At 51.8% G+C, this 20,514-nt stretch carries 13 protein-coding genes; 12 read left to right on the top strand and 1 reads right to left on the bottom strand.

Features of this window, described 5'->3' with window-relative positions; translation table 11 throughout:
• Positions 1-164: 164 nt before the first annotated feature.
• Entirely contained in the window at positions 165-1,271 is a 1,107-nt protein-coding gene (locus tag ACP5D4_RS11765; RefSeq protein WP_428011819.1) for a Gfo/Idh/MocA family protein, read from the top strand.
• A gap of 1,352 nt (positions 1,272-2,623) precedes the next feature.
• Positions 2,624-3,349, top strand: coding sequence for an orotidine-5'-phosphate decarboxylase (gene pyrF / locus ACP5D4_RS11760; RefSeq protein WP_428011818.1), 726 nt, complete (start codon positions 2,624-2,626; stop codon positions 3,347-3,349).
• Between the two features lie 27 nt (positions 3,350-3,376).
• Here the strand turns inward: pyrF and ACP5D4_RS11755 are convergent, their stop codons facing one another.
• Positions 3,377-4,033, bottom strand: a complete 657-nt coding sequence (locus tag ACP5D4_RS11755; protein WP_428011817.1) for an MBL fold metallo-hydrolase — start codon at positions 4,031-4,033, stop codon at positions 3,377-3,379.
• A 3-nt stretch (positions 4,034-4,036) separates the two neighbouring features.
• On the opposite strand from ACP5D4_RS11755, the gene ACP5D4_RS11750 reads away from it, so the two are divergent.
• From ACP5D4_RS11750 to ACP5D4_RS11705, 10 genes are all read left to right on the top strand, one after another.
• Complete coding sequence (locus ACP5D4_RS11750) at positions 4,037-5,515, top strand: site-2 protease family protein (protein ID WP_428011816.1); 1,479 nt, start codon at positions 4,037-4,039, stop codon at positions 5,513-5,515.
• Positions 5,516-6,242: 727 nt separating this feature from the next.
• Entirely contained in the window at positions 6,243-7,568 is a 1,326-nt protein-coding gene (gene trmFO, locus ACP5D4_RS11745) for an FADH(2)-oxidizing methylenetetrahydrofolate--tRNA-(uracil(54)-C(5))-methyltransferase TrmFO (RefSeq protein WP_428011815.1), read from the top strand.
• A 158-nt stretch (positions 7,569-7,726) separates the two neighbouring features.
• Positions 7,727-7,921 carry a hypothetical protein gene (locus ACP5D4_RS11740; RefSeq protein ID WP_428011814.1) on the top strand — a complete coding sequence of 65 codons (195 nt, stop codon included), beginning with the start codon at positions 7,727-7,729 and terminating at the stop codon, positions 7,919-7,921.
• Positions 7,922-8,027: 106 nt separating this feature from the next.
• Positions 8,028-9,662 carry an alpha-D-glucose phosphate-specific phosphoglucomutase gene (locus ACP5D4_RS11735; RefSeq protein ID WP_428011813.1) on the top strand — a complete coding sequence of 545 codons (1,635 nt, stop codon included), beginning with the start codon at positions 8,028-8,030 and terminating at the stop codon, positions 9,660-9,662.
• A 634-nt stretch (positions 9,663-10,296) separates the two neighbouring features.
• A complete protein-coding gene (locus ACP5D4_RS11730) occupies positions 10,297-10,686 on the top strand; it encodes a cyclic nucleotide-binding domain-containing protein (RefSeq protein WP_428011812.1) in 390 nt (129 codons plus the stop codon).
• 448 nt (positions 10,687-11,134) lie between these two features.
• Positions 11,135-11,890 (top strand): peptidylprolyl isomerase, encoded by a 756-nt coding sequence (locus ACP5D4_RS11725; RefSeq protein WP_428011811.1) that lies wholly within the window; start codon positions 11,135-11,137, stop codon positions 11,888-11,890.
• A complete protein-coding gene (locus ACP5D4_RS11720) occupies positions 11,887-14,874 on the top strand; it encodes a peptidase domain-containing ABC transporter (protein WP_428011810.1) in 2,988 nt (995 codons plus the stop codon). The genes ACP5D4_RS11725 and ACP5D4_RS11720 overlap by 4 nt, the downstream gene beginning before the upstream one ends.
• A gap of 47 nt (positions 14,875-14,921) precedes the next feature.
• A complete protein-coding gene (locus ACP5D4_RS11715; RefSeq protein ID WP_428011809.1) occupies positions 14,922-16,499 on the top strand; it encodes an HlyD family efflux transporter periplasmic adaptor subunit in 1,578 nt (525 codons plus the stop codon).
• A gap of 8 nt (positions 16,500-16,507) precedes the next feature.
• Positions 16,508-18,151, top strand: a complete 1,644-nt coding sequence (locus ACP5D4_RS11710; RefSeq protein WP_428011808.1) for a hypothetical protein — start codon at positions 16,508-16,510, stop codon at positions 18,149-18,151.
• A 25-nt stretch (positions 18,152-18,176) separates the two neighbouring features.
• Complete coding sequence (locus ACP5D4_RS11705; protein WP_428011807.1) at positions 18,177-20,399, top strand: hypothetical protein; 2,223 nt, start codon at positions 18,177-18,179, stop codon at positions 20,397-20,399.
• The last annotated feature ends 115 nt before the right edge of the window (positions 20,400-20,514 follow it).

Genomic DNA, 20,514 nt, shown 5'->3' with positions numbered 1-20,514 from the left:
TCAGCCGAACGGTCTGGAGAATCCCCACGCCGTGATAGCTGGGGAGTATGTCAAGTCGCTAGATAGCCGTACCGCCACAGTCGTACCATGAAGGATTGTTGGTGACACCACGCCGCCGTCACCTTAAACCATCACGTTAAATACAGTTACTCACCTCGCAAGATATGAACGAACGCATCAACGTCGCTGTTATCGGTACCGGATTCGGGCGAAAAGTCCACATCCCCGGTTTTCAACTGCACCACCGCACCAAAGTTACCGCAGTTTTCAACCCCAACCTCGAGAAAGCGCAAGCGGTTGCAAAGGAATTTAACATCGCCCACGCCTGCGATTCCCTCGAACAGGTGTTAAACCTGCCGGATGTTGATGCTGTCAGCATTTCCACGCCGCCGTTTTTACACTACGACATGGCGAAAGCGGCGATCGACGCCGGAAAGCACGTTTTACTCGAAAAACCCACCGCCTTAAACGTCTCCGACGCCCGCAATCTCTACGAACTGGCGAATAAAAAAGGCGTGGTGACGACGATGGATTTCGAGTATCGCGTCGTTCCCACCTGGCAGCGATTGGCGGAATTACTGGCAGAAGGCTATGTGGGTAACAAACGCCTCGTCAAAATCGACTGGCTGATGTCGAGTCGGGCAAATCCCGATCGCGGTTGGAACTGGTACGCCCAGAAAGATAAAGGCGGCGGGGCGTTAGGGGCATTAGGCTCTCACACCTTCGACTATATGGCATGGTTGTTCGGACCCGTGAAGCGGATGTTCGCCCAGTTGAACACCTCTATTTGCGATCGACCCGATTCCGCCGAGGACGGCAAACGAAAACCCGTCGATGCTGACGATACAGCGTTGTTGATGGTAGAGTTCGCCGACGGAACCCCCGCCCAAGTCAGTCTCAGTTCCGTGGCGTATTCCGGACGAGGGCATTGGGTGGAAGTGTACGGCGATGGCGGAACCTTGGTTCTCGGAAGTGGCAACCAACAGGATTACGTCCACGGCTTCCGGTTGATGGGGTCGCAAAACGGCGAACCGCTAACGGAGTTAGAGATTCCCGAACGCTTGACGTTCCCGCGAACTTATCCCGACGGACGACTTGCGCCCTTTGTGCGGATGGTGGATTTGTGGGTTCAAGGAATTGACGGAGGGCGGTCGATCGAACCCTCGTTCCGAGAAGGCGTTTACTCGCAGTTATTAATGGATTTAACTCATGAATCCAGCGAAACAGGGCAATGGGTAGAGGTTCCCAAATTAGCAGTCTTTTTGGGTTGAATTTTGTCAGTCCCAAGAAACCGGGCTTTATCTAATAAACCCGGTTTCTAATGTTTTTTGCTGGGAATATAAACTGTAATTTTGTTTTAATAAAATCGGATCTTCGGAGATTCGGGTCTAATTTTTGAATTTGATTCGATATCAAATCCGCTTGTTACCTCAAACTCCGAAGACTCATAAAATTATAAAAACATTATAAAAACATTATAAAAACAACGGGATCTTCTGAGATTACGGTGTTATTTGTTAGTTTAAATACAAAATCTGGGGATGACTGGGTATAAAATGCACTTGTCATCTCAAATAAAGTAACTTTCGATTTTTGAAACTCTAATTTTAAAACTCTAAAATAAAGCTTTTTTTAGTGTCCATAAATTTGTTTTTTGCTCCACTAACATTAACGGAATAACATTGAGGGGTGCAAGTTTGGTACTGGTCAATTTTTCTTTAAAAACTCGGATCGTTCCGAAACACCACCTAACCCCCTCGGGGTCTCTGGGGTGACTCTCTCAGCAAGGGGTTAGATTTCTTTAGGAGACTTGTTGACTAAAAAATCAAGCGTATAGCCAGACTAGTCCTATAGCTTTTAGTTATATTGTCCCATAGCTGAGGGGAAATGTCAAGAGATTCGATCGCGCCGCCGGGAAATTTCAAAAAACAGAGACATTTGGCAGAGAAATTTGGGAAACAACTGTCAAACCCGCCTCGGGGTCTCTGGGGTGACTCTCTCAGCAAGGGGTTAGATTTCTTTAGGAGACTTGTTGACTAAAAAATCAAGCGTATAGCCAGACTAGTCCTATAGCTTTTAGTTATATTGTCCCATAGCTGAGGGGAAATGTCAAGAGATTCGATCGCGCCGCCGGGAAATTTCAAAAAACAGAGACATTTGGCAGAGAAATTTGGGAAACAACTGTCAAACCCGCCTCGGGGTCTCTGGGGTGACTCTCTCAGCAAGGGGTTAGATTTCTTTAGGAGACTTGTTGACTAAAAAATCAAGCGTATAGCCAGACTAGTCCTATAGCTTTTAGTTATATTGTCCCATAGCTGAGGGGAAATGTCAAGAGATTCGATCGCGCCGCCGGGAAATTTCAAAAAACAGAGACATTTGGGAAATTCAAGAGTTCAATTTATCGAGGGAATTGACAACAATTCCTCAAAATCGAGACGTTGGCGAGACAAAACCTCGCGACTGCAAACGAACGCCGAACAGTTCCTTTTCAACCCCATCAAACCCAAAGTTTTGTCCAAACCGTCAACCCCGATTCTAGGTCCTCAAGCTCTCGTGTGCTGAAATTTCTCCCAAACCGCAATTTACGGTATAGTTTGAATCGATCGATACCCAATCGCCCCGAATGGAATCCCCAGAAAACCGAATTATCGTTCCCCTCGACGTTCCTGACGAAGCCAGCGCCCTCGCCACGCTCGATCGCCTTCCCGAAGTAACCTTTTGGAAAGTGGGATTGGAACTGTTCGTCAGCGTCGGTCCGCCAATTCTGCAACATCTCAAAGACCGCAACAAACGAATTTTTCTCGATTTAAAATTTCACGACATTCCCAACACCGTCGCCGGGGCTTGTCGGTCCGCCTCTCGTTACGGCGTCGATTTACTCACGCTGCACGCCACGGCGGGGCGTCAGGCGTTAAAAGCCGCCAGCGAAGCGGTTGTAGACGGTGCGAAAGCGGCGAGGGTGGAACCGCCGAAAACCCTCGCTATTACACTTTTGACGAGTTTGAACTCTCGAGATTTAGCTTTCGATTTAAAAGTCCCCGTCGAACTTCCCGAATACGCTTTAAATATGGCCATGTTAGCCAAGGAATCGGGAATTTCGGGGGCGGTATGTTCTCCTCGGGAAGTCAAACAGTTACGACGGGTTTGCGGACGAGATTTTCTGTTAGTTTGTCCGGGGGTTCGTCCGACTTGGGCGGCGACGGGAGACCAGCAACGAGTGACGACGCCGAAAGAGGCCGTTTCGGCTGGTGCGGATTATTTGGTCATCGGTCGTCCGATTACCGCCTCGGAAGATCCGTCGGGGGCGTTTGCGAGAATTTGCGAGGAGTTAATTTCGTCGGGGACGTGATTTGAAAATCGGGACTCGAACGTCTCCTTACATCAAAACTTTTTCCTGCAAGCTGGCTTCGAGGTCGATTTTAGCCAGTTGAGTATAGGCGTTGTCGATCGCTCGTTTTCCTCGAAGAAATCCGAGACTCGCCCCCGGACAAATCCAAGATAGGGTTTCGGGGGAAAAGCGATCGCGTAATTTGGCGACGCTGCGAAGTTGTCGGGGCCAGTGGAAGGTTTTGGCCGTCCGTAACGGTCGCGGTTGTCCGGCTGGGTTGGGAAGAAGGTGACGACCGCTAAACAATACGCCCCCATGTCGAGATAAATACACGCAAGAGGAACCGGGAGTATGTCCCGGCGTCCAAATTCCTAGAAGGTCGGAGGTGATTTCGAGTTCTTCGGAAAACGTCGTTACCTCCGCTTCGGGAAGTAAATAGGCTTCTCGTTCGTGAACGACGATCGCGCATCCGGTATCTTTTTGGATTTGCTGAGCTTTACCAATACTGTCGCGATGGGTGAGGAAGATCGATCGCACGCCGCCGCAATCGCGCAGGAACGCCTGAGTTTCTTCGTTCCAGGGCGGGGCGTCGATGAGGATGTTGCCATCGTTTTCTACAATGAAATAAGCGGTTCCACCGAGAGTATCCCGGTTAGGTGGAAAGGCGAACAGGTTCTCGAATACAGCCCGGGGTTGTTTGGGCATAAGATGACTTTCTGGTTACTCCTATTACTCGGTCTCATTACATACACTATTTTGCAGCGCAGTGTCTCGCGCATCACCCGAACCCCCGTTTGGTTGTTGTGGTTGGTGATGATGACACCAGCGTTGGTGTTGTCCGCTTGGGCGGCGATCGCGGGAGATGACGGTTCGGTTCCCGCTTTCGTGGCGATCGCGATTTTCGCGATCTGTTTTAGTTTGTATCTCTGGTTGTTGTATTGGGGGCGTCCGAAACCGAATTCGCCTCCAGCCACACCGAGTAATTCGTCGAATTCTCCCACCGCTACGGCGGTGTCCGAACCCTCAGAACGTCAATCTCTCGTCTCGAAACTTCGTCCCATCGCTCCGGCTGAAGAAAGCCGACTGCGAAACTGCTTCAATTGGTCGGTGTTCGCCTTGCAAAATCTCGAATATTTGCCCCAGGCGGTAGTCTGTCGCGGACAACTGCGCACCAATCCCGATCGCGCCTATCAAACCATTCGCCGCAACGTGGAACAACAGTTCGGCGATCGATTTTTGGTGGTGTTACAAGAAGGTCCCAACCGCAAACCCCTCTTCGTTCTCGCCCCCAATCCCAAAGCGAAAACTGCCTCTCTCGAACCGATTCGCCGTCCCGGTTTGGCCTGGGCGTTGTGGGTGGTGACGCTGTTTACCACCACCGTCGCCGGGGCGCAGTTTATGGGCGTGGCGACGGAAACTTGGCAGTCGGAACCGAATTTACTGCTTCGCGGACTTCCTTATTCTCTGTCGCTGTTGGCGATTCTCGCCTTTCACGAAGGAGGCCATTTTTTGGCGGCTCGTTGGCATCGCCTCAAAACGACGTTGCCCTATTTCATTCCCGTTCCCTTCTTTTTGGGAACTTTTGGGGCGTTCGTCCAGATTCGATCGCCGATGCCTCATCGTAAAGCCTTGTTCGATGTCAGCGTCACCGGGCCGTTAGTGGGCTTTTTGCTGACGCTACCGCTGTTGTGGTGGGGGTTAGCCCATTCGGAAGTGGTGCCGGCGTCGGAACAGTCGGGACTGTTGAATTTCGACGAACTGCAACCGAGTTTTTCCCTGTTGCTGTCGTTGATTTGTAAGGCGGTTCTCGAGGGAAGCCTCGACCCCCAAAAAGCCATCGACCTCCACCCCGTCGCCATTTCCGGTTATTTGGGCTTGATTTTGACGGCGTTTAATTTGATGCCCATTGGACAACTCGATGGCGGACATATGGTTCACGCCATGTTCGGACGCCGCACGGCGTCGGCGATCGGACAGGTGACGCGCCTGTTGATGTTGATGTTGGCGTTGATTCACCCGGAACTGTTTCTGTGGACACTGCTGTTGTTTTTGATGCCGTTGCGGGACGAACCTGCCCTCAACGACTTGACGGAGTTGGACAACGCTCGGGATTTTCTGGGGTTGGTCTGTTTGTTCCTGTTGGCGGTGGTGATTCTTCCGGCGCCTCGGATGTTGTTGGGAGGTTGAGAGTTGGGAGTTGAGAGGGGATTTCTGAATTTGGGGAGATTCCTACAACTGGGGGGGGTATTGGGTTTTAGATAAGTTTCAGTTATTTTATTTGTGTTTTCATTGATTTCTGCTTAATTGATCGAAACTCGCGTTGCGAGGTCGGGGCTTTTTTGGGGTAAACTGCAATTGTAACGAAATCTCATCGGCTGAAACCTCTGTAAATTGGGAGTGTTGATTAAAAAATCAAGCTTTGGGTTATAGAACACCACAGTTTATCATTTTTTGATTTTACGGTATTTGCTAAAATTTTGCAAGGAAAATATCGATCGATCCCCGAGGGATGTATAAAATTGGTCGAAACGCAATTAGAGGAAAACTAAACGTCAAGAGGGGTGTTATGGGAGATAAACAAATTCTCTGCTGTTTTTTTGAGCAGAGAAATTACCCTGACTTGCCGTTGCTTTACAAAAACCTCCAAATTTACGTCTAAACTGTCGAGATATTGCCCTCAAAACGGCGGTTTCTCGAAATACGAACCTCAAAAAAGATGCCAGATTCTCCAATTGGAGAATTCGGGGCACTTCGAGAACGGGGTAATTTCTCAACCCGGGAATTTTGGCGAGACTTGCTAACGAGATCGCCCGCAAAGTTGCAAAAGCCAGTGTTAGGATGGGAAAACGCGATCGACCAACCGAAATCGTGATCGCGTCCGACCGCAACAACAGGGCAATTGTCGAGAGAACCTATGAAAGTCCGAGTCATTGGAGGAGGTCTCGCCGGAACCGAGGCCGCGTGGCAAGTCGCCCAGTGGGGCGTTCCCGTAGAACTGTACGAAATGCGTCCGCTGCGCCAGTCTCCCGCACACCACACCGGAGACTTAGCCGAACTCGTCTGTAGCAACTCCTTCGGCGCCAAAGCCAGCGATCGCGCCGCCGGACTGCTTCACGAAGAACTGCGTCGCCTGGGATCGATCGTCATCGGAAAAGCCGACGAACACGACGTTCCGGCCGGCGGTGCCTTAGCGGTCGATCGCGCCGTATTCAGTCGAAACCTCACCGAAACCCTAGCCAACCATCCCCTCATCGAACTCCGTCGCGAAGAAATTCGCGAAATTCCCCGAGACGGCGTCGTGGTATTGACCACCGGACCGCTAACTAGCGAAACCCTCGCCGAAGACTTACAGCGGTTTACAGGACGCCAGTACATGAGCTTTTTCGACGCCGCCAGTCCCATCGTCGTGGGCGATTCCATTAATTTCGACGTGGCGTTTCGAGCCTCTCGCTACGACAAAGGAGACGCCGATTACGTCAACTGTCCCCTGAATCGGGAACAGTACCTACAGTTTTGGCAAGAACTCTGTCACGCCGAACAAGCCCAGTTGAAAGAGTTCGATCGCGAAACGGCGAAATTCTTCGAAGGCTGCTTGCCCATCGAAGAAATGGCGCGGCGGGGCGAAGACACCATGCGCTACGGTCCGTTGAAACCCGTGGGACTGCGAGATCCGCGTCACGACGAGAAGTTTTACGCCGTCGCCCAACTGCGCCAAGAAGACAAAGCGGGGCAGTTGTGGAATATGGTGGGATTTCAAACCAACCTGCGTTGGGGAGAACAGAAACGAGTGTTTCGCTTGATTCCAGGGTTGGAAAACGCCGAGTTCGTTAGGATGGGGGTCATGCACCGCAACACCTTTATTAATTCTCCCGAACTGCTCGATCGTACCCTGCAATTTCGAGAGCGATCGACCCTTCTCGCCGCCGGACAACTCACCGGAACCGAAGGTTATACCGCCGCCGCTGCTGGGGGATGGTTGGCCGGAACCAACGCAGCGCGAATCGCCTTGGGACTCGACCCCGTTTCGCTTCCGGAGACGACAATGATGGGGGCGTTAGTAGAGTTTATTACCTCCGCTTCCCCGAAGCATTTCCAACCTATGCCCCCGAATTTCGGCATCGTCCCGCAATTGCCCCAAAAAGTTAAAAACAAACGGGAACGATATGGAAAATATCGCGATCGCTCCCTCGAAACCCTGATGCAGTGGGCGACACAACTGAAACAACCGGCGACGGTGTAGGGAGGGATTCCGGTACACTGCCCAAACCCTGCTGTTTGTCAGCGATCGCGATCCCCGTAAAATAGAGATCGCGATCGCACAGATTTAACGGCGATCGGTCAAATTAAATACAGACATAAAAACCCTTTTAAATACGTTTGGTTTGGTGCAGAAAACCGATGAACAGTAAGTTTGCCCCTCCCCCCTCCGTGGCGGAGTTGTTTTTCAAAGCCTGGTCGTCTGGATGCTTGACCGAAAGCAGTCGTCACGGCTTGCGAGACGCCTTTCTCGACGATCGACTCAACCCAGACGACCTCACCGCCGTCAACCGTCTCGTTCACGCCGTTCGACGGGGATGGCTGGCCATGGAATAAGCGACGATTCCCGAACCAGCAGGTTAACGGAAGACCAAGAAAACCACAACAGCGCACGGCCTTTGATATGGTGTTGTCAAAGATCCCGATTGCAGTGCGCCGATTTATGAACGTACACACCGTATCGACACAACCGTTTAGCGACCAAAAACCCGGAACCTCGGGGCTGCGAAAACAGGTTCCGGTTTTCCAGCAACGTCACTACCTGGAAAACTTCATCCAATCGATATTTAACAGCCTCGACGACTATCGAGGAAAAACCCTCGTTCTCGGCGGTGACGGTCGCTACTACAACCGCACCGCCATCCAAACCATTTTAAAAATGGCGGCCGCCAACGGCGTCGGACGAGTTCTCGTCGGATTGGGCGGAATTCTGTCCACCCCTGCCGCCTCTTGTTTAATTCGGAAAAACCAAGCCTTCGGCGGAATTATTTTATCAGCCAGTCACAATCCCGGCGGTCCGAAGGGTGACTTCGGCGTCAAATTCAACACCAGCAACGGCGGACCCGCACCGGAGAAAGTCACCTCCGCCATTTACGAAACCAGTAAAACCCTCGAAGGCTATCAAATTATTGAAGCCCCCGATATCGATCTCGATACGCTGTCGATCGTTCAACTCGGCGAAACCACCGTTGAAGTCATCGACCCGGTAGCCGACTACGCCGATTTGATGCAGTCCTTGTTCGACTTCGATCGCATTCGCGATTTCATCAAATCCGGCCGGTTTCGCATGAGTTTCGACGCCCTCCACGCCGTCACCGGACCTTATGCCAAAGCCTTGTTTGAAGAACGTCTCGGCGCAGGGGAAGGCACCGTTCAAAACGGAACGCCTTTAGAAGATTTCGGTGGCGGACATCCCGACCCGAATTTGGTGTACGCCCACGATTTAGTCGAATTGCTGTTTGGCGACAACGCCCCCGATTTCGGTGCGGCGTCCGACGGCGACGGCGATCGAAATATGATTTTAGGACGAAACTTTTTCGTGACCCCCAGCGATAGTTTGGCAGTTTTGGCCGCCAACGCCACCTTAGTTCCGGGGTATCAAGACGGCTTAGCAGGGGTCGCGCGATCGATGCCCACCAGTGCGGCGGTCGATCGCGTCGCCGAGAAATTGGGCATTGACTGTTACGAAACACCGACGGGATGGAAATTTTTCGGAAACCTTCTCGACGCCGGAAAAGCCACCCTCTGCGGCGAAGAAAGTTTCGGAACCGGGTCGAACCACGTTCGGGAAAAAGACGGCTTGTGGGCGGTGTTGTTTTGGTTGAATATCTTGGCGGTGCGAGAGCAGTCCGTCGAAGATATCGTCCGCGAACATTGGAAAACCTACGGACGCAATTACTACTCCCGCCACGATTACGAAGCCGTCGATAAAGACAACGCCACCACGTTGATGGAGAATCTGCGATCGAAACTGGACTCGATGCCGGGACAAACCTTCGGTAATTACCAAGTCAAATACGCCGACGATTTCAGTTATACTGACCCCGTAGACGGCAGCATCAGCAAAAACCAAGGCGTTCGCATCGGCTTTACCGACGGGTCTCGCATCGTCTTCCGTCTCTCGGGAACTGGAACCCAAGGGGCGACGCTACGGCTGTATTTAGAAAGTTACGAACCCGACGCCAGCCAACACCAAACCGAAACGCAAGCCGCGTTAGCTGATTTTATCGACATCGCCGAAGAAGTCGCCCAGATTCGGAAATATACCGGAATGGACAAACCCACAGTGATTACATAGGGTTTCCCATTTCGCAGAGTTTTTCCCTCTCGGTGAAATTTTCCATCTTCGGGGCGTTTTCCCGAAAACGCCCCCACTGACAACCTCCCCTCCAGAAACCCAGAGTTTCCCCAACTCCCTCAAAAGCTAACTTGTCGAGAAGTTTCTTTTTTAATCAAAAATCGCGGCGTTTTTTTAAGCTTGACTGCGGCAGGATTTTCTGATATTTTATAAGTAGTTTAAGATAATGGGAATATATCAACTAAATTGATTTTTTAGTCAATACTTTTCTTTTAAATCAAAAATCGCGGCGTTTTTTTAAGCTTGACTGCGGCAGGATTTTCTGATATTTTATAAGTAGTTTAAGATAATGGGAATATATCAACTAAATTGATTTTTTAGTCAACTCTCAAGACTAGAGAGAGGTTTCTTAAACAAGCCAGAAATCCCCGATAAAGTAATACCACAAAAAACATAATCTGTCAATAGTTACAAGCCGTAAAAAAAAATAATACTCAAAGGAAGTCGCGTTAAAATTCAAAGCGATGGCGATCGCGCTCGAAAACATCCGATATAAGTCCGATTTCGCAGAGCGATCGCCGAAAGATCCTCAAAAGTCTAAAAAACAACAGTGAGTAAAAAATCGAAAACTCCGATGTTAAACCCATCTAGAACCGTCGAAATCTTCCAAAAACAACCCGAACCGGAAACGTTCGCCGCCGGAGACATCATCTTTGAAAACGGAAAACCCGGAGAAGTCATGTACGGCATCATCGAGGGAACCGTCGAATTACACATCGAAGGCCACCCCGTGGAAACCATCGAAAAAGGGGATGTATTTGGCGAAGGAGCCTTGCTGTATCCCAACGGAAGACGGGCTTCCACCGCCATCGCCAAAACCGACTGCACCCTTGCCGTCATGGATCGAGAGCGATTCCTCTTCGCCATCCAAACCACGCCCATGTTCGCCCTCGAAATCATGCACAGCCTGTCCGTGCGGTTGCGTCGTTTCAAACATCCCGAATATCCAACCGGAGACGCCTAACCCAGGTTTTTTGTAACTCCAGAAACCTCGTAGTTTCCTTCAGTTCAAACAGGTCTTATCCCCGATAATTCTAACAGATTAAAGACGCGAACAACGGCAAAAAAAAAGTTGGCGACAACCGAGTCCAGAAACCTCCAAATCGAGGAGATGGAGAGAGGGGGAGAAGCGGGAACGAGGAAGACAGGATGCCCCGTCCCCCGTTCCCTCTTGACGAGAGAAGCCAGCGGAACATCCCCTGCACCAAACGAGTCGTAAAAAACGAGCGAACGAGCTTTGATGTAAAGTGAGTGTTGCTCGAACGCCGCTGCGTAACGAGATAGATTAGTATGGCTGTACGGAGAGGAGTTTCGCCGTCCTCGAACGCGAGTCGAACTGCCGAAACCCAGACAGTGCGACCGTTACCGAAGACGAGCGAAACTCAATTGTGGCTAAACCCTGAAAACGAGAGATGACTGACGTTTTTCGAGTTGGAGATCGCGAAATTCTAGCAAGCGAGATTCCGAGACTACTCAAACGCTACCAACTCATGCCCCAATTTCTACAGGGGTTGGTAGTCGATCGCGCCATAGCCGATTACAGCTGCACCGACGAAGAAAAACAAGCAGCCCTCCAAAAGTTTTGCCAGCAACACCAACTGACTTCTCCGGAAGCCCAGCAGGGATGGTTGAAAGCTCATGGTATGACCCCAGCCGACCTCGAAGAAATCGCCGTGCGTCCCGTCCTGCTGCAAAAATTCAAAGAAGATATCTGGGGAAACAAAGTGCGATCGCACTTTATGACCCGCAAAAGTAGCCTCGACCAAGTCGTTTATTCCCTGATCCGAACCAAAGACGACGGCCTGGCACAAGAACTGTACTATCGCATTCAAGAAGGAGAACAAACCTTTGAAGAATGCGCTCGAGACTACTCCCAAGGTCCCGAAGCCAGAACCGGAGGACGACTCGGACCGGTTCCCCTGAATCGCCCCCACCCCGCCATTGGCAAACTGCTCTCGGTGAGCCAACCGGGACAACTGTGGCCGCCCCGAGGGTTGGCAGAGTGGTTTATCATCGTTCGCCTAGAAGAATTCCATCCCGCCCAGCTTGACGACGCCATGCGATCGAGAATGCTCGACGAACTATATACAAGCTGGATGCAAGCAGAACTCCAAAAACTGGTGTCTGCAGAATTCGATCGGCTGTCTTCACTTTCACCATCGGCATGACTCAGACAACCTCTCAACCTCAAATTTCAGACTTTCTGGCCAAAACAGCACCGTTCGATCGACTGAACCCCGAAACCCGGCGTCAGTTAGCGGCCAAAGCCCAACTCTTGCGGTATCGAATCGGCCAGCCGATTTTAGTGCGGGACAAAATGCCCGCACAAATTTCCATTATCTACCAAGGACAAGTGCGCGTCTTGGGGTTCGATCGCCGCCAAAACAAATCCGTCAGCCTGCGATTAGTCGGAGAAGGCGAAGTCCTCGGCTGGATAGGCGTCGTGCGGGATCTGCCCTGCGAAACCGCCATCGCCTCCAGCGAAACCATTTGCATCAGCCTCAACGTCAACGACTTCCGCGCCTGTCTCGACGCCGAACCCCAATTCGATCGCGCCGTGCGGGAACACCCCAGCATCAGCGAAGTCTTCGAATTAGCCAGCGCCGAACTGCAACGCCGCGCCGACACCAGTTCCAACGTAAAAGACCTATCCTACGACCTCTGGCCCGAAGCCCGCGTCCTCGACCTAGCCGCCGGACACCAACTCACATCCAGCCAGCTCGATCGAAGCCGCATCTGGCTCGTCAGTCGCGGTAAAATCGGCGAAGCCGACATCGGCAGTCGCCTCGACCTCGACGGCTTTTCCCAAACCACACTCCCCGAACCCACCCGACTCATCGGCGTCGTCTGGCCGAAAACCGTCAAATCGCCCCTTCCCGTCCCCACCGAAGACCGAGACGGAGAACTCGTTCCCACCGACGGACACAGCAGCGAACTCGCCGGCGTCCTCGAAGCCCCGCCGCGTCCCCCAGAACCGCCAAGAGACCCCCTCGCCCCACCGCCCAAATATCCCCACGTGCGCGATAGCGGTCCGATCGGGTCGCCCCTAGCCTGCTTCCATATGCTGTGCAAGCATATGCGAATCAACTTCCGCAAAGACGCCGTTCGCAAACTCCTCGAACAACAACTCAAAAGCAAAGGCGCCATTTCCCTCTACGGCTGCGGGACAATTATGCCCACCCTCGGCGTCGCCGCCCAACTGGCCCGAGTTCCCACCAGCGCCATCGGACGGCTGAAAGCCCCCGGAATGATGAAATGGCAAGACAGCTACGCCGTCATCTACAGCATTAGCGAAAAAGAAATCGTCCTGGCGGTTCCCGAAATCGGCATCCTCCACCGCACCCCCGAACAAGTCGCCAAAATTATCGAAGGAGACACCGCCGAAGTCGTCCTCGTACAACCGCCCGCCGGGGACCAATCGGAAAAATTTAGCTTCTGGTGGTTCGTCCCCTCCCTACTGCGGTACAAAAAAGTCCTCATCGAGGTCTTCATCGCCTCCTTCTTCGTCCAACTCTTCGGACTGGCGAACCCGCTGCTGACCCAGGTCATCATCGATAAAGTCCTGGGACAGCGTAGCATCGACACCCTGAACGTCTTAGGGATTTTCATGATCGGAGTGGCCCTGTTTGAAGCCCTCCTCAACAGCTTGCGAACCTACCTGTTCGTCGATACCACCAACCGCATCGACTTGACCCTCGGTTCGGAAGTCATCGACCACCTGTTTAGGCTTCCCCTCAACTACTTTGACAAACGGCGGGTTGGAGACATCTCCGGACGGGTCAACGAGTTGGCGAACATCCGTCAGTTCGTTACCGGAACCGCCCTCACCGTCGTTCTCGATGCCGTGTTCTCGGTGGTGTACATCGCCGTCATGGTCACCTACAGCTTGACCTTGACCTTCGTGGCGTTGATTACCGTTCCCTTTTTCACCGTCTTGATCGTATTCGTCTCCCCCATCGTGCGGCGACTGCTGCGGAAACGGGCCGAACGATACGCCGACGCCCAATCGTACCTCGTCGAAACCCTCAACGGGATTCAAACGGTGAAGGCGCAAAACATCGAATTAACCTCTCGCTGGAACTGGTACGAGCGGTACGCCCGCTATATGAATGCGGGTTTCCGTACCATTTTGACCAACACCGCCGCCAGTTCCATCGCCGGATTCCTCAACAAACTCTCCGGCTTGTTACTGCTGTGGGTGGGGGCGTATCTGGTGTTGCAAAACGAACTGACCCTCGGTCAGCTCATCGCCTTCCGCATTATTTCCGGAAACGTCACCGGGTCGCTACTGCGTTTCGTACAAGTGTGGCAGAGCTTCCAAGAAGTGGGAATGTCCGTCGAACGTCTGCGAGATATCCTCGGTTCCGAACCCGAAAGCGACGAGAGCGATCGACTCAACATCCCCCTGCCGAACATCGAGGGAGACGTTAAATTTGAAGAGGTCTGTTTCCGCTTCAACCCCACCGGACCTTTACAAGTGTCCAACGTCAACGTCGAGTTTCCCGCCGGGTCCTTCGTGGGCATCGTCGGACAGAGCGGTTCCGGGAAAAGTACCCTGATGAAACTGGTACAGCGACTGTATTCCCCCGAAAGCGGACGCATTCAAATCGATGGCTACGACATCAGCAAAGTGGAACTCTACTCCCTGCGCCGTCAAATCGGGGTCGTCCTACAAGACACGCTGCTGTTTAACAACACCGTCAAAGCTAACATCGCCCTCAATAACCCCGAAGCCAGCGACGACGAAATCATCGACGCCGCGAAAGTGGCCGCCGCCCACGACTTCATCATGACGCTGCCCCAGGGCTACAACACCATCGTCGGAGAACGGGGTTCGGCCCTGTCGGGGGGACAGCGGCAGCGGATTGCCATCGCCCGGACGGTCCTGCAAAAACCGCGCCTGCTGATTCTCGACGAAGCCACCAGCGCCCTGGACTACAACCTCGAAAGTTTAGTCTGTCAGAACTTGGTGGAGGAGTTTAAAGGACGCACGGTGTTCTTCATCACCCACCGTCTGCCCACGGTACAGAACGCCGACACCATCTTGATGATGGAGCAAGGTGCCTTAGTCGAAAAGGGAACCCACAAAGAATTAATGGCACTAAAAGGGCGGTATTACTGTCTGTACCAACAGCAAGAATCGCAGTTATAAAATAGGGACGGGGGGGCAAATCGCTCCCCTCACCAGCCGAGAGAACCATGACTATCGAACGACTCGAAACGATTCAAGACCAACCGGTCATCCTCGAACAACCTGCCTTTTGGACGCGAGCCTTTATTTGGTTGATCGTGGGCATTACCACTTCGGGATTGGTCTGGGCGTCCCTGGCCAAAATCGACCAGTCCGTCCCCGCCCAAGGCAAACTCGAACCGGAAGGATCGGTTAAAGAAATTAAAGTGCCGACGGGGGGCGTGGTGCGGGAAATCCACGTCGAAGGCGGCGAGGCCGTCCAAGAGGGCGACCTGTTGTTAACTTTGGATTCGACGGTGTCTCGCGCCTCGGTGGAATCTCTACGAGAAGCCCGAGACCAACGCCGCAGCGAAGCCCAAGCTTATCAAGCGCAAGTGGAAGGACGGGCTTATAGTGGAAGTGGCGGCGAGTTCGATCGCACCCAGCAACAGCGCGTTGAAGCCCGCCAGCGGGAGTTAGAAGCGCAACAGGCGGCGACGGAAAGCCAAATCCGCCAATTGGAAGCGCAACTGACTCAGGTACAAGGGCAAATTGCCGCCACGAACGCTCAAATCGAGAACGCCCAAAGCCGCTTGACCATCGCTCAAAACGGGCGTATCGCCGACCGCCAACAACTGCAAACGGCACAGCGACGGCTCTCAGAAGCGGAAGGGCGACTGGCGCAGGCGAGAAGTCTGTTGGCGGAAGACCGCGCCGTTTTAGCGGATTTGGAACCGCTCCTCGAAGAAGGAGGCATCGCTCGCTTGCAGGTGACGCGACAACGCCAACAGGTGATTACTCGGGAACGGGAAGTCTCCAGCGCCCAAGACCAAATTCTCGAACGTCAAGCGGAAATTACGCAACTGCAAGACGCCCAGCAACGGCGCGAAGCGGAAATCGCCAGTTTGGAATCGGATTTGTTAGCGCGACGGTCTGAAAAAGACCGCCTGTTGGGTGAGGAACAACGGCTGCGGGCGGCGATTTCTGAAGCCAACGCCAGCTTGCAACGAACTTTAGCTTCGGCGCAACGGGAAGCCTATCAGGTGATTGCGGAAAACCAGAAGCAAGATACGCAACTGACCAGCCAATTGGCGCGAGCCGAGCAAGAACTGGCTTATACTGAGATTCGATCGCCCATTGACGGCATCGTGTTCGAGGTGCTGCCCAACTTCGCCGCCAACGAAGAACGGGGGATTACGGGATTCGTCCTCAACACCAGCGAACCCGTCATCACCATCGTTCCCAAGAGCAACCTCGTGGCGAACGTCTTCGTCACCAATAAAGACATCGGCTTCATCGAGGAAGGGATGGAAGTCGAAGTCCAAATTGACGCCTTCCCGGCGACGGAATTCGGCACGATTCCCGGCGAATTGGTGTCCATCGGGGAAGATGTTTTAGAACCGGAACAAAACCGTCCGTTCTACGCCTTTCCGGTGACCATCGAACTCGGCCAACAGTATTTCGAGATCGGGGAAAGCAACAGACAAATTCCTTTGCAAGCGGGGATGGCGGTCAGCGCCAATATTAAAGTCCGCGATCGCACGGTGTTGAGTATCTTCCTCGACAAGTTCACCAAAGGCACGCGCAGTCTGGAAAACGTCCGTTAGCGGTGGTTTTGCGTCGTTCGATTTGGCTGTGGGCGATCGCTTTGGCAACCATGAAACTCGGGTCGATCGCTCACCTTCCCATCCGGGCGTTTCCCGCTGTTCACGACCATCTGCGCTACGTCATCACTGCCTCGAATTTACTCGAGGTAGACGTTCCCTATGGCGAACTCGTCTTAGCCCGTCAACCGGGTTATCCCGGCTTTATCGCCTTCAGCTACCTCCTAGGAATTCCCTTACGGATTTCTCAGGAATTTTTCTATTTAGCGGCGGGGGGATTTCTCGCCGTCGCTTTTTATCGGTGGGTACGGCGACCGTGGCTGATGCTGTTGTTTTTTAGTCTCTACAGTTTCGCCCCCTTTTCCTATCACTGGAACCGCCAAACACTGCAAGAGGTTTTATATTTGCCGCTCACAGCGGCCATGGTCGCCAGTCTGTTAAATCTTATTAAAGATGCAGAGAAGCCACGGCGTTTTTTACGGGATTCTCTGGTTCTGGGATTCATTCTCGCCCTCTTTTGGAACACCCGCCCTGAAGGGATTTGGATTGTTCCGACCCTTGCATTAATCTACGGAATCCTCGGAATTTCGAGAATTTCCAAAAATTGGAAAACCCACCCCCCTGTTTCCCCCGCTCCCCCTCTCCGAACCCTCACCTACTCTATCCTCTTCACCCTCGCTCCCATCGTTTTTTTTACCTCGACTTTCGCCTTTATTAATTATCTCCAATACGGAATTTACAACACTTACGATTTAAAAGCCCCCGGACTCACCGCCGCCTATAGCAGTTTGCGACGAGTTTCCCCAGAACGCCACCGCCCTCAAATCGCGATTCCCAAAGCAACTCGGGAGGAAATTTACGCCGTCAGTCCCAGTTTTCGGCGGTTGAAAGATTCCCTAGAAATCGAGAGCGATCGCGGTTGGCGACAGGTATCCTGTGACATGGGAATTTGCGACGACTACGCCGCTGGCGTGTTTTTCTGGGCGTTACGAGACGCGGTAGAAGACGAGGGATATTACCAATCCGCCCCCGAGACAGAAGCCTTTTACGAACAAATCGCCAGAGAAATCGAGACCGCCTGCGATCGATCCCTCCTCCGCTGTCAACCGCAAAACATCGCCAGTTTCGTCCCCTCCCTCTCCTGGGATATCCTCCAACCCTGGCTGCAAAGCAGCCTTCGCCTCAGCTACAACCTCACCACCAGTTCCCTCACGCTCAAACTCGATTCCGGCGTCGAAGACATCCCCTTTCGCCAACGTTACTACAGCCAAATCACCCGAGAACCCGCCGACTTTTTCCAACAGCGAGCGTTCCCCCTCAACCGCCTCAAAGACCAGTTCGTTACCGCCGTTTCCCGCCTCTATCAATGGCTATTTCCCATCGTTTTCGGGGTGGCTGTAGTTGGGTACGTCCTCGAACTTTTGGCGTTGTCACAGCCTCGTCTCGTCCCGCTATGGCTGTCTGGGGTGTTGCTGTTCTGCGTGGCGACGCGGGTGGTGTTGGTGGCGTATATCGACGTCACGAGTTGGTCAGTGGAAGGGGGCGATCGCTACCTGCGCCCGGTTTTACCGTTACTGTGGTTGTTAATGAGTCTTGGTGTATTCTATTTAAGTTGTCGTTGGAAAAGGCTCAAATCGAGCTGGTTCCGTCGCTAAATATCCCCCAAATTCGCCAGTTCTAATGAAATCGATTCAAATTACCATCAATCTCAAAACGATTCTCTATTTGGTAATTTCTATCGTCATTCTCTATTTATTTTTCGCCTTTCTGCCGATTCCCAAACCCATCGATACGGGACTCGATCCGTCTTGGAAATACGGCATCAGCCGCGTTGCAGAAGATGGAGTTATTTTTGGTAAAGATATTATTTTTACTTACGGAGCCTTCGGATATCTGGTTCGCGGTGCGGTTATCGATGGCAATTTTTGGAATATTTTCTATTTTAAAATATTCGTCCATGCTGTTTTATTTGGATTTACAATTTGGCGAATTCTTAAATCTCGAAATATCGTCGAAGGTTTCGCAGTCGCTTTGAGCGTTGTTTTTCCCTATTTAATCTCAGATTTTTACCAAGCATTACAAACCGAATACCAACTTTTATATATTATTATATTAATCCTTTCGTTTCGAGAATTTTGGCAAGGAAAATCGGCGCAATACTGGGCGATCGGCGTCGGTGCAGCGGGGGGATTTCTGCTGCACACCAAGGTATCTCTAGGATTACAAGCCTCTGTTGCCTTATTTCTGTTTTTTGCTGTTCGGGTTCTTTGGGGATTGAGAAGTCAAATCGGAGTGCGTGAAAACTTGCTGTTACTCCTCGATTCTCAACTGGCCGCAGCCACAACTGCTTTTGTATTTCTCGCCCCACAAAATATCGGCAAATTTGGTAAAACCGCAATTTTTCTCTCGGGTTCGATCGTCTTGGGATTTTGGGTAATTCCAAAACTCTTTAATTCGAGTCGATCGAGAGTTTTGAAAAAAACCGACAGTCAAGACACTGAAACACCCGGTTGGAAAGCTGCCGAAACAGAGCGAAATCGCTCCGAATTTATCGACAACCTCAGACATTTCGGAACCCGAATTATCTACGGTATCAGCCTGTTAATCCTCATCAGCTTTTCCGAACCCTCATTATTGGCCTATATCGAAGGCTATTCTAACATCACCTCCGGCTATTCCAGTTCCATGAGTTACGTCGGTTCTCATCTCGAACTGGGATTTGCCCTCGTGGAAATTCTCGGGTTGCTGTGGCTGTTTCTTCTCGTCGCCAGAGACGGAAATGCCAGCTTTTCCGCCGCCATGCTGTTGGTGGTATTACTTACCTTCAAACATGGCTTCGTCCGCCAAGGCGCTCATGTCATCCGCTTCTTTTTTAGTATACCCTTGATTTTATCTCTGTGCGCCATACAAATTCGACCGGGATTTTGGCGGAAATTCGCTTATGGCTTCCATCTCTATGCTTTAATCCTCTGTGTCGTCACGTACCGCCACTATTCTGACCTCTATTCGGAATACTATCCGCAGAATTTAGCGCGTCCGCTGACGCCAGAACTGGTGAAAGCAAAAGCCGGATATTTTGTCAATCCTCGCGATTTAAAAGAAGCGTTAATGGCAGAAAGTGCGGACAATCTCGATGGCGTTCGTTTACCCTCAGAAATTCGGGATGTTTTAGGCGATAGCACGGTCGATATTATTCCCTGGGAAACCTCCCTCGTTCCCGCCAACGGCTTGAACTGGAAACCGCGACCCATTTTTCAATCTCAAGTCGCTTATCGACCTTATCTCGACTTCGCCAACCGCGACGATTTGGCGGAGAATCCGCGAGATTTCCTCTTGTACAATTTCCACGCCGTAGACGGACAACACCCGTTTTTTACCGTTCCCGCCACGGCGTTTCATTACACCTGCAACTATCAGATTTCACCGCAAGTTCCGGCGTTTGTGGATTTACCCAAACTCCCTCGAACGATGGTATTAGAACTGTTACCGGAAAGTCGATGTGTCGGAGAAAGGAACGGACGAGAAATTTCGGTCGTGTGGGAAGATACCGCCATCATCGAAGCAGAAGATGGGGATATCGTTCGCGCGTCGGTGAAGGCTGAATATTCGATGTTAGGGAAATTAGCGAAAACCTTTTTCCGGGTTCCTCCGGTTTGGATAACGGTCTTCGATATGGATGGAGAAGAACGGAAGTATAAAATTTTGACGGACAATTCTGAAGATGGAGTCTGGTTGAGTCACCTTCCGAAAAACGACGCGGAGGCGTTTGAACTGTTACAAGGACAGTTACCGCAGCGAATTTACGGCTTTAAGTTTTCCACGCGATATCCGAGTTTGTTCGCACCGCGAATTCAGGTGAAGTTGATTGGGTACGATTTGGGAGGCTTTCAGATAAAACCGTAAGTCTCCAATCCTCCATCCTTATCTCAAACAGCAGTTTCTCATTTCCCTGAAAAAACCTCTCTGTGTCCTCTGTGTCTCTGTGGTTAAGACTTTTTAAAACCCAGCTTATCAGACA

Source organism: Baaleninema sp. (assembly GCF_049974805.1).
Taxonomy (GTDB): domain Bacteria; phylum Cyanobacteriota; class Cyanobacteriia; order Cyanobacteriales; family Geitlerinemataceae; genus Baaleninema.
The sequence above is the reverse complement of the archived record's forward strand: the minus strand, read 5'-3'. Positions and strand labels throughout refer to the sequence as shown.

What these genes read in the sequence shown, in the direction of transcription:
- pyrF (WP_428011818.1), top strand. Translation starts at nt 2,624, where the DNA reads ATGGAATCCCCAGAAAACCGAATTATCGTTCCCCTCGACGTTCCTGAC.
- ACP5D4_RS11730 (WP_428011812.1), top strand. Translation starts at nt 10,297, where the DNA reads ATGTTAAACCCATCTAGAACCGTCGAAATCTTCCAAAAACAACCCGAA.
- ACP5D4_RS11750 (WP_428011816.1), top strand. Translation starts at nt 4,037, where the DNA reads ATGACTTTCTGGTTACTCCTATTACTCGGTCTCATTACATACACTATT.
- ACP5D4_RS11765 (WP_428011819.1), top strand. Translation starts at nt 165, where the DNA reads ATGAACGAACGCATCAACGTCGCTGTTATCGGTACCGGATTCGGGCGA.
- trmFO (WP_428011815.1), top strand. Translation starts at nt 6,243, where the DNA reads ATGAAAGTCCGAGTCATTGGAGGAGGTCTCGCCGGAACCGAGGCCGCG.
- ACP5D4_RS11725 (WP_428011811.1), top strand. Translation starts at nt 11,135, where the DNA reads ATGACTGACGTTTTTCGAGTTGGAGATCGCGAAATTCTAGCAAGCGAG.
- ACP5D4_RS11740 (WP_428011814.1), top strand. Translation starts at nt 7,727, where the DNA reads ATGAACAGTAAGTTTGCCCCTCCCCCCTCCGTGGCGGAGTTGTTTTTC.
- ACP5D4_RS11720 (WP_428011810.1), top strand. Translation starts at nt 11,887, where the DNA reads ATGACTCAGACAACCTCTCAACCTCAAATTTCAGACTTTCTGGCCAAA.
- ACP5D4_RS11715 (WP_428011809.1), top strand. Translation starts at nt 14,922, where the DNA reads ATGACTATCGAACGACTCGAAACGATTCAAGACCAACCGGTCATCCTC.
- ACP5D4_RS11735 (WP_428011813.1), top strand. Translation starts at nt 8,028, where the DNA reads ATGAACGTACACACCGTATCGACACAACCGTTTAGCGACCAAAAACCC.
- ACP5D4_RS11705 (WP_428011807.1), top strand. Translation starts at nt 18,177, where the DNA reads ATGAAATCGATTCAAATTACCATCAATCTCAAAACGATTCTCTATTTG.
- ACP5D4_RS11755 (WP_428011817.1), bottom strand. Translation starts at nt 4,033, where the DNA reads ATGCCCAAACAACCCCGGGCTGTATTCGAGAACCTGTTCGCCTTTCCA.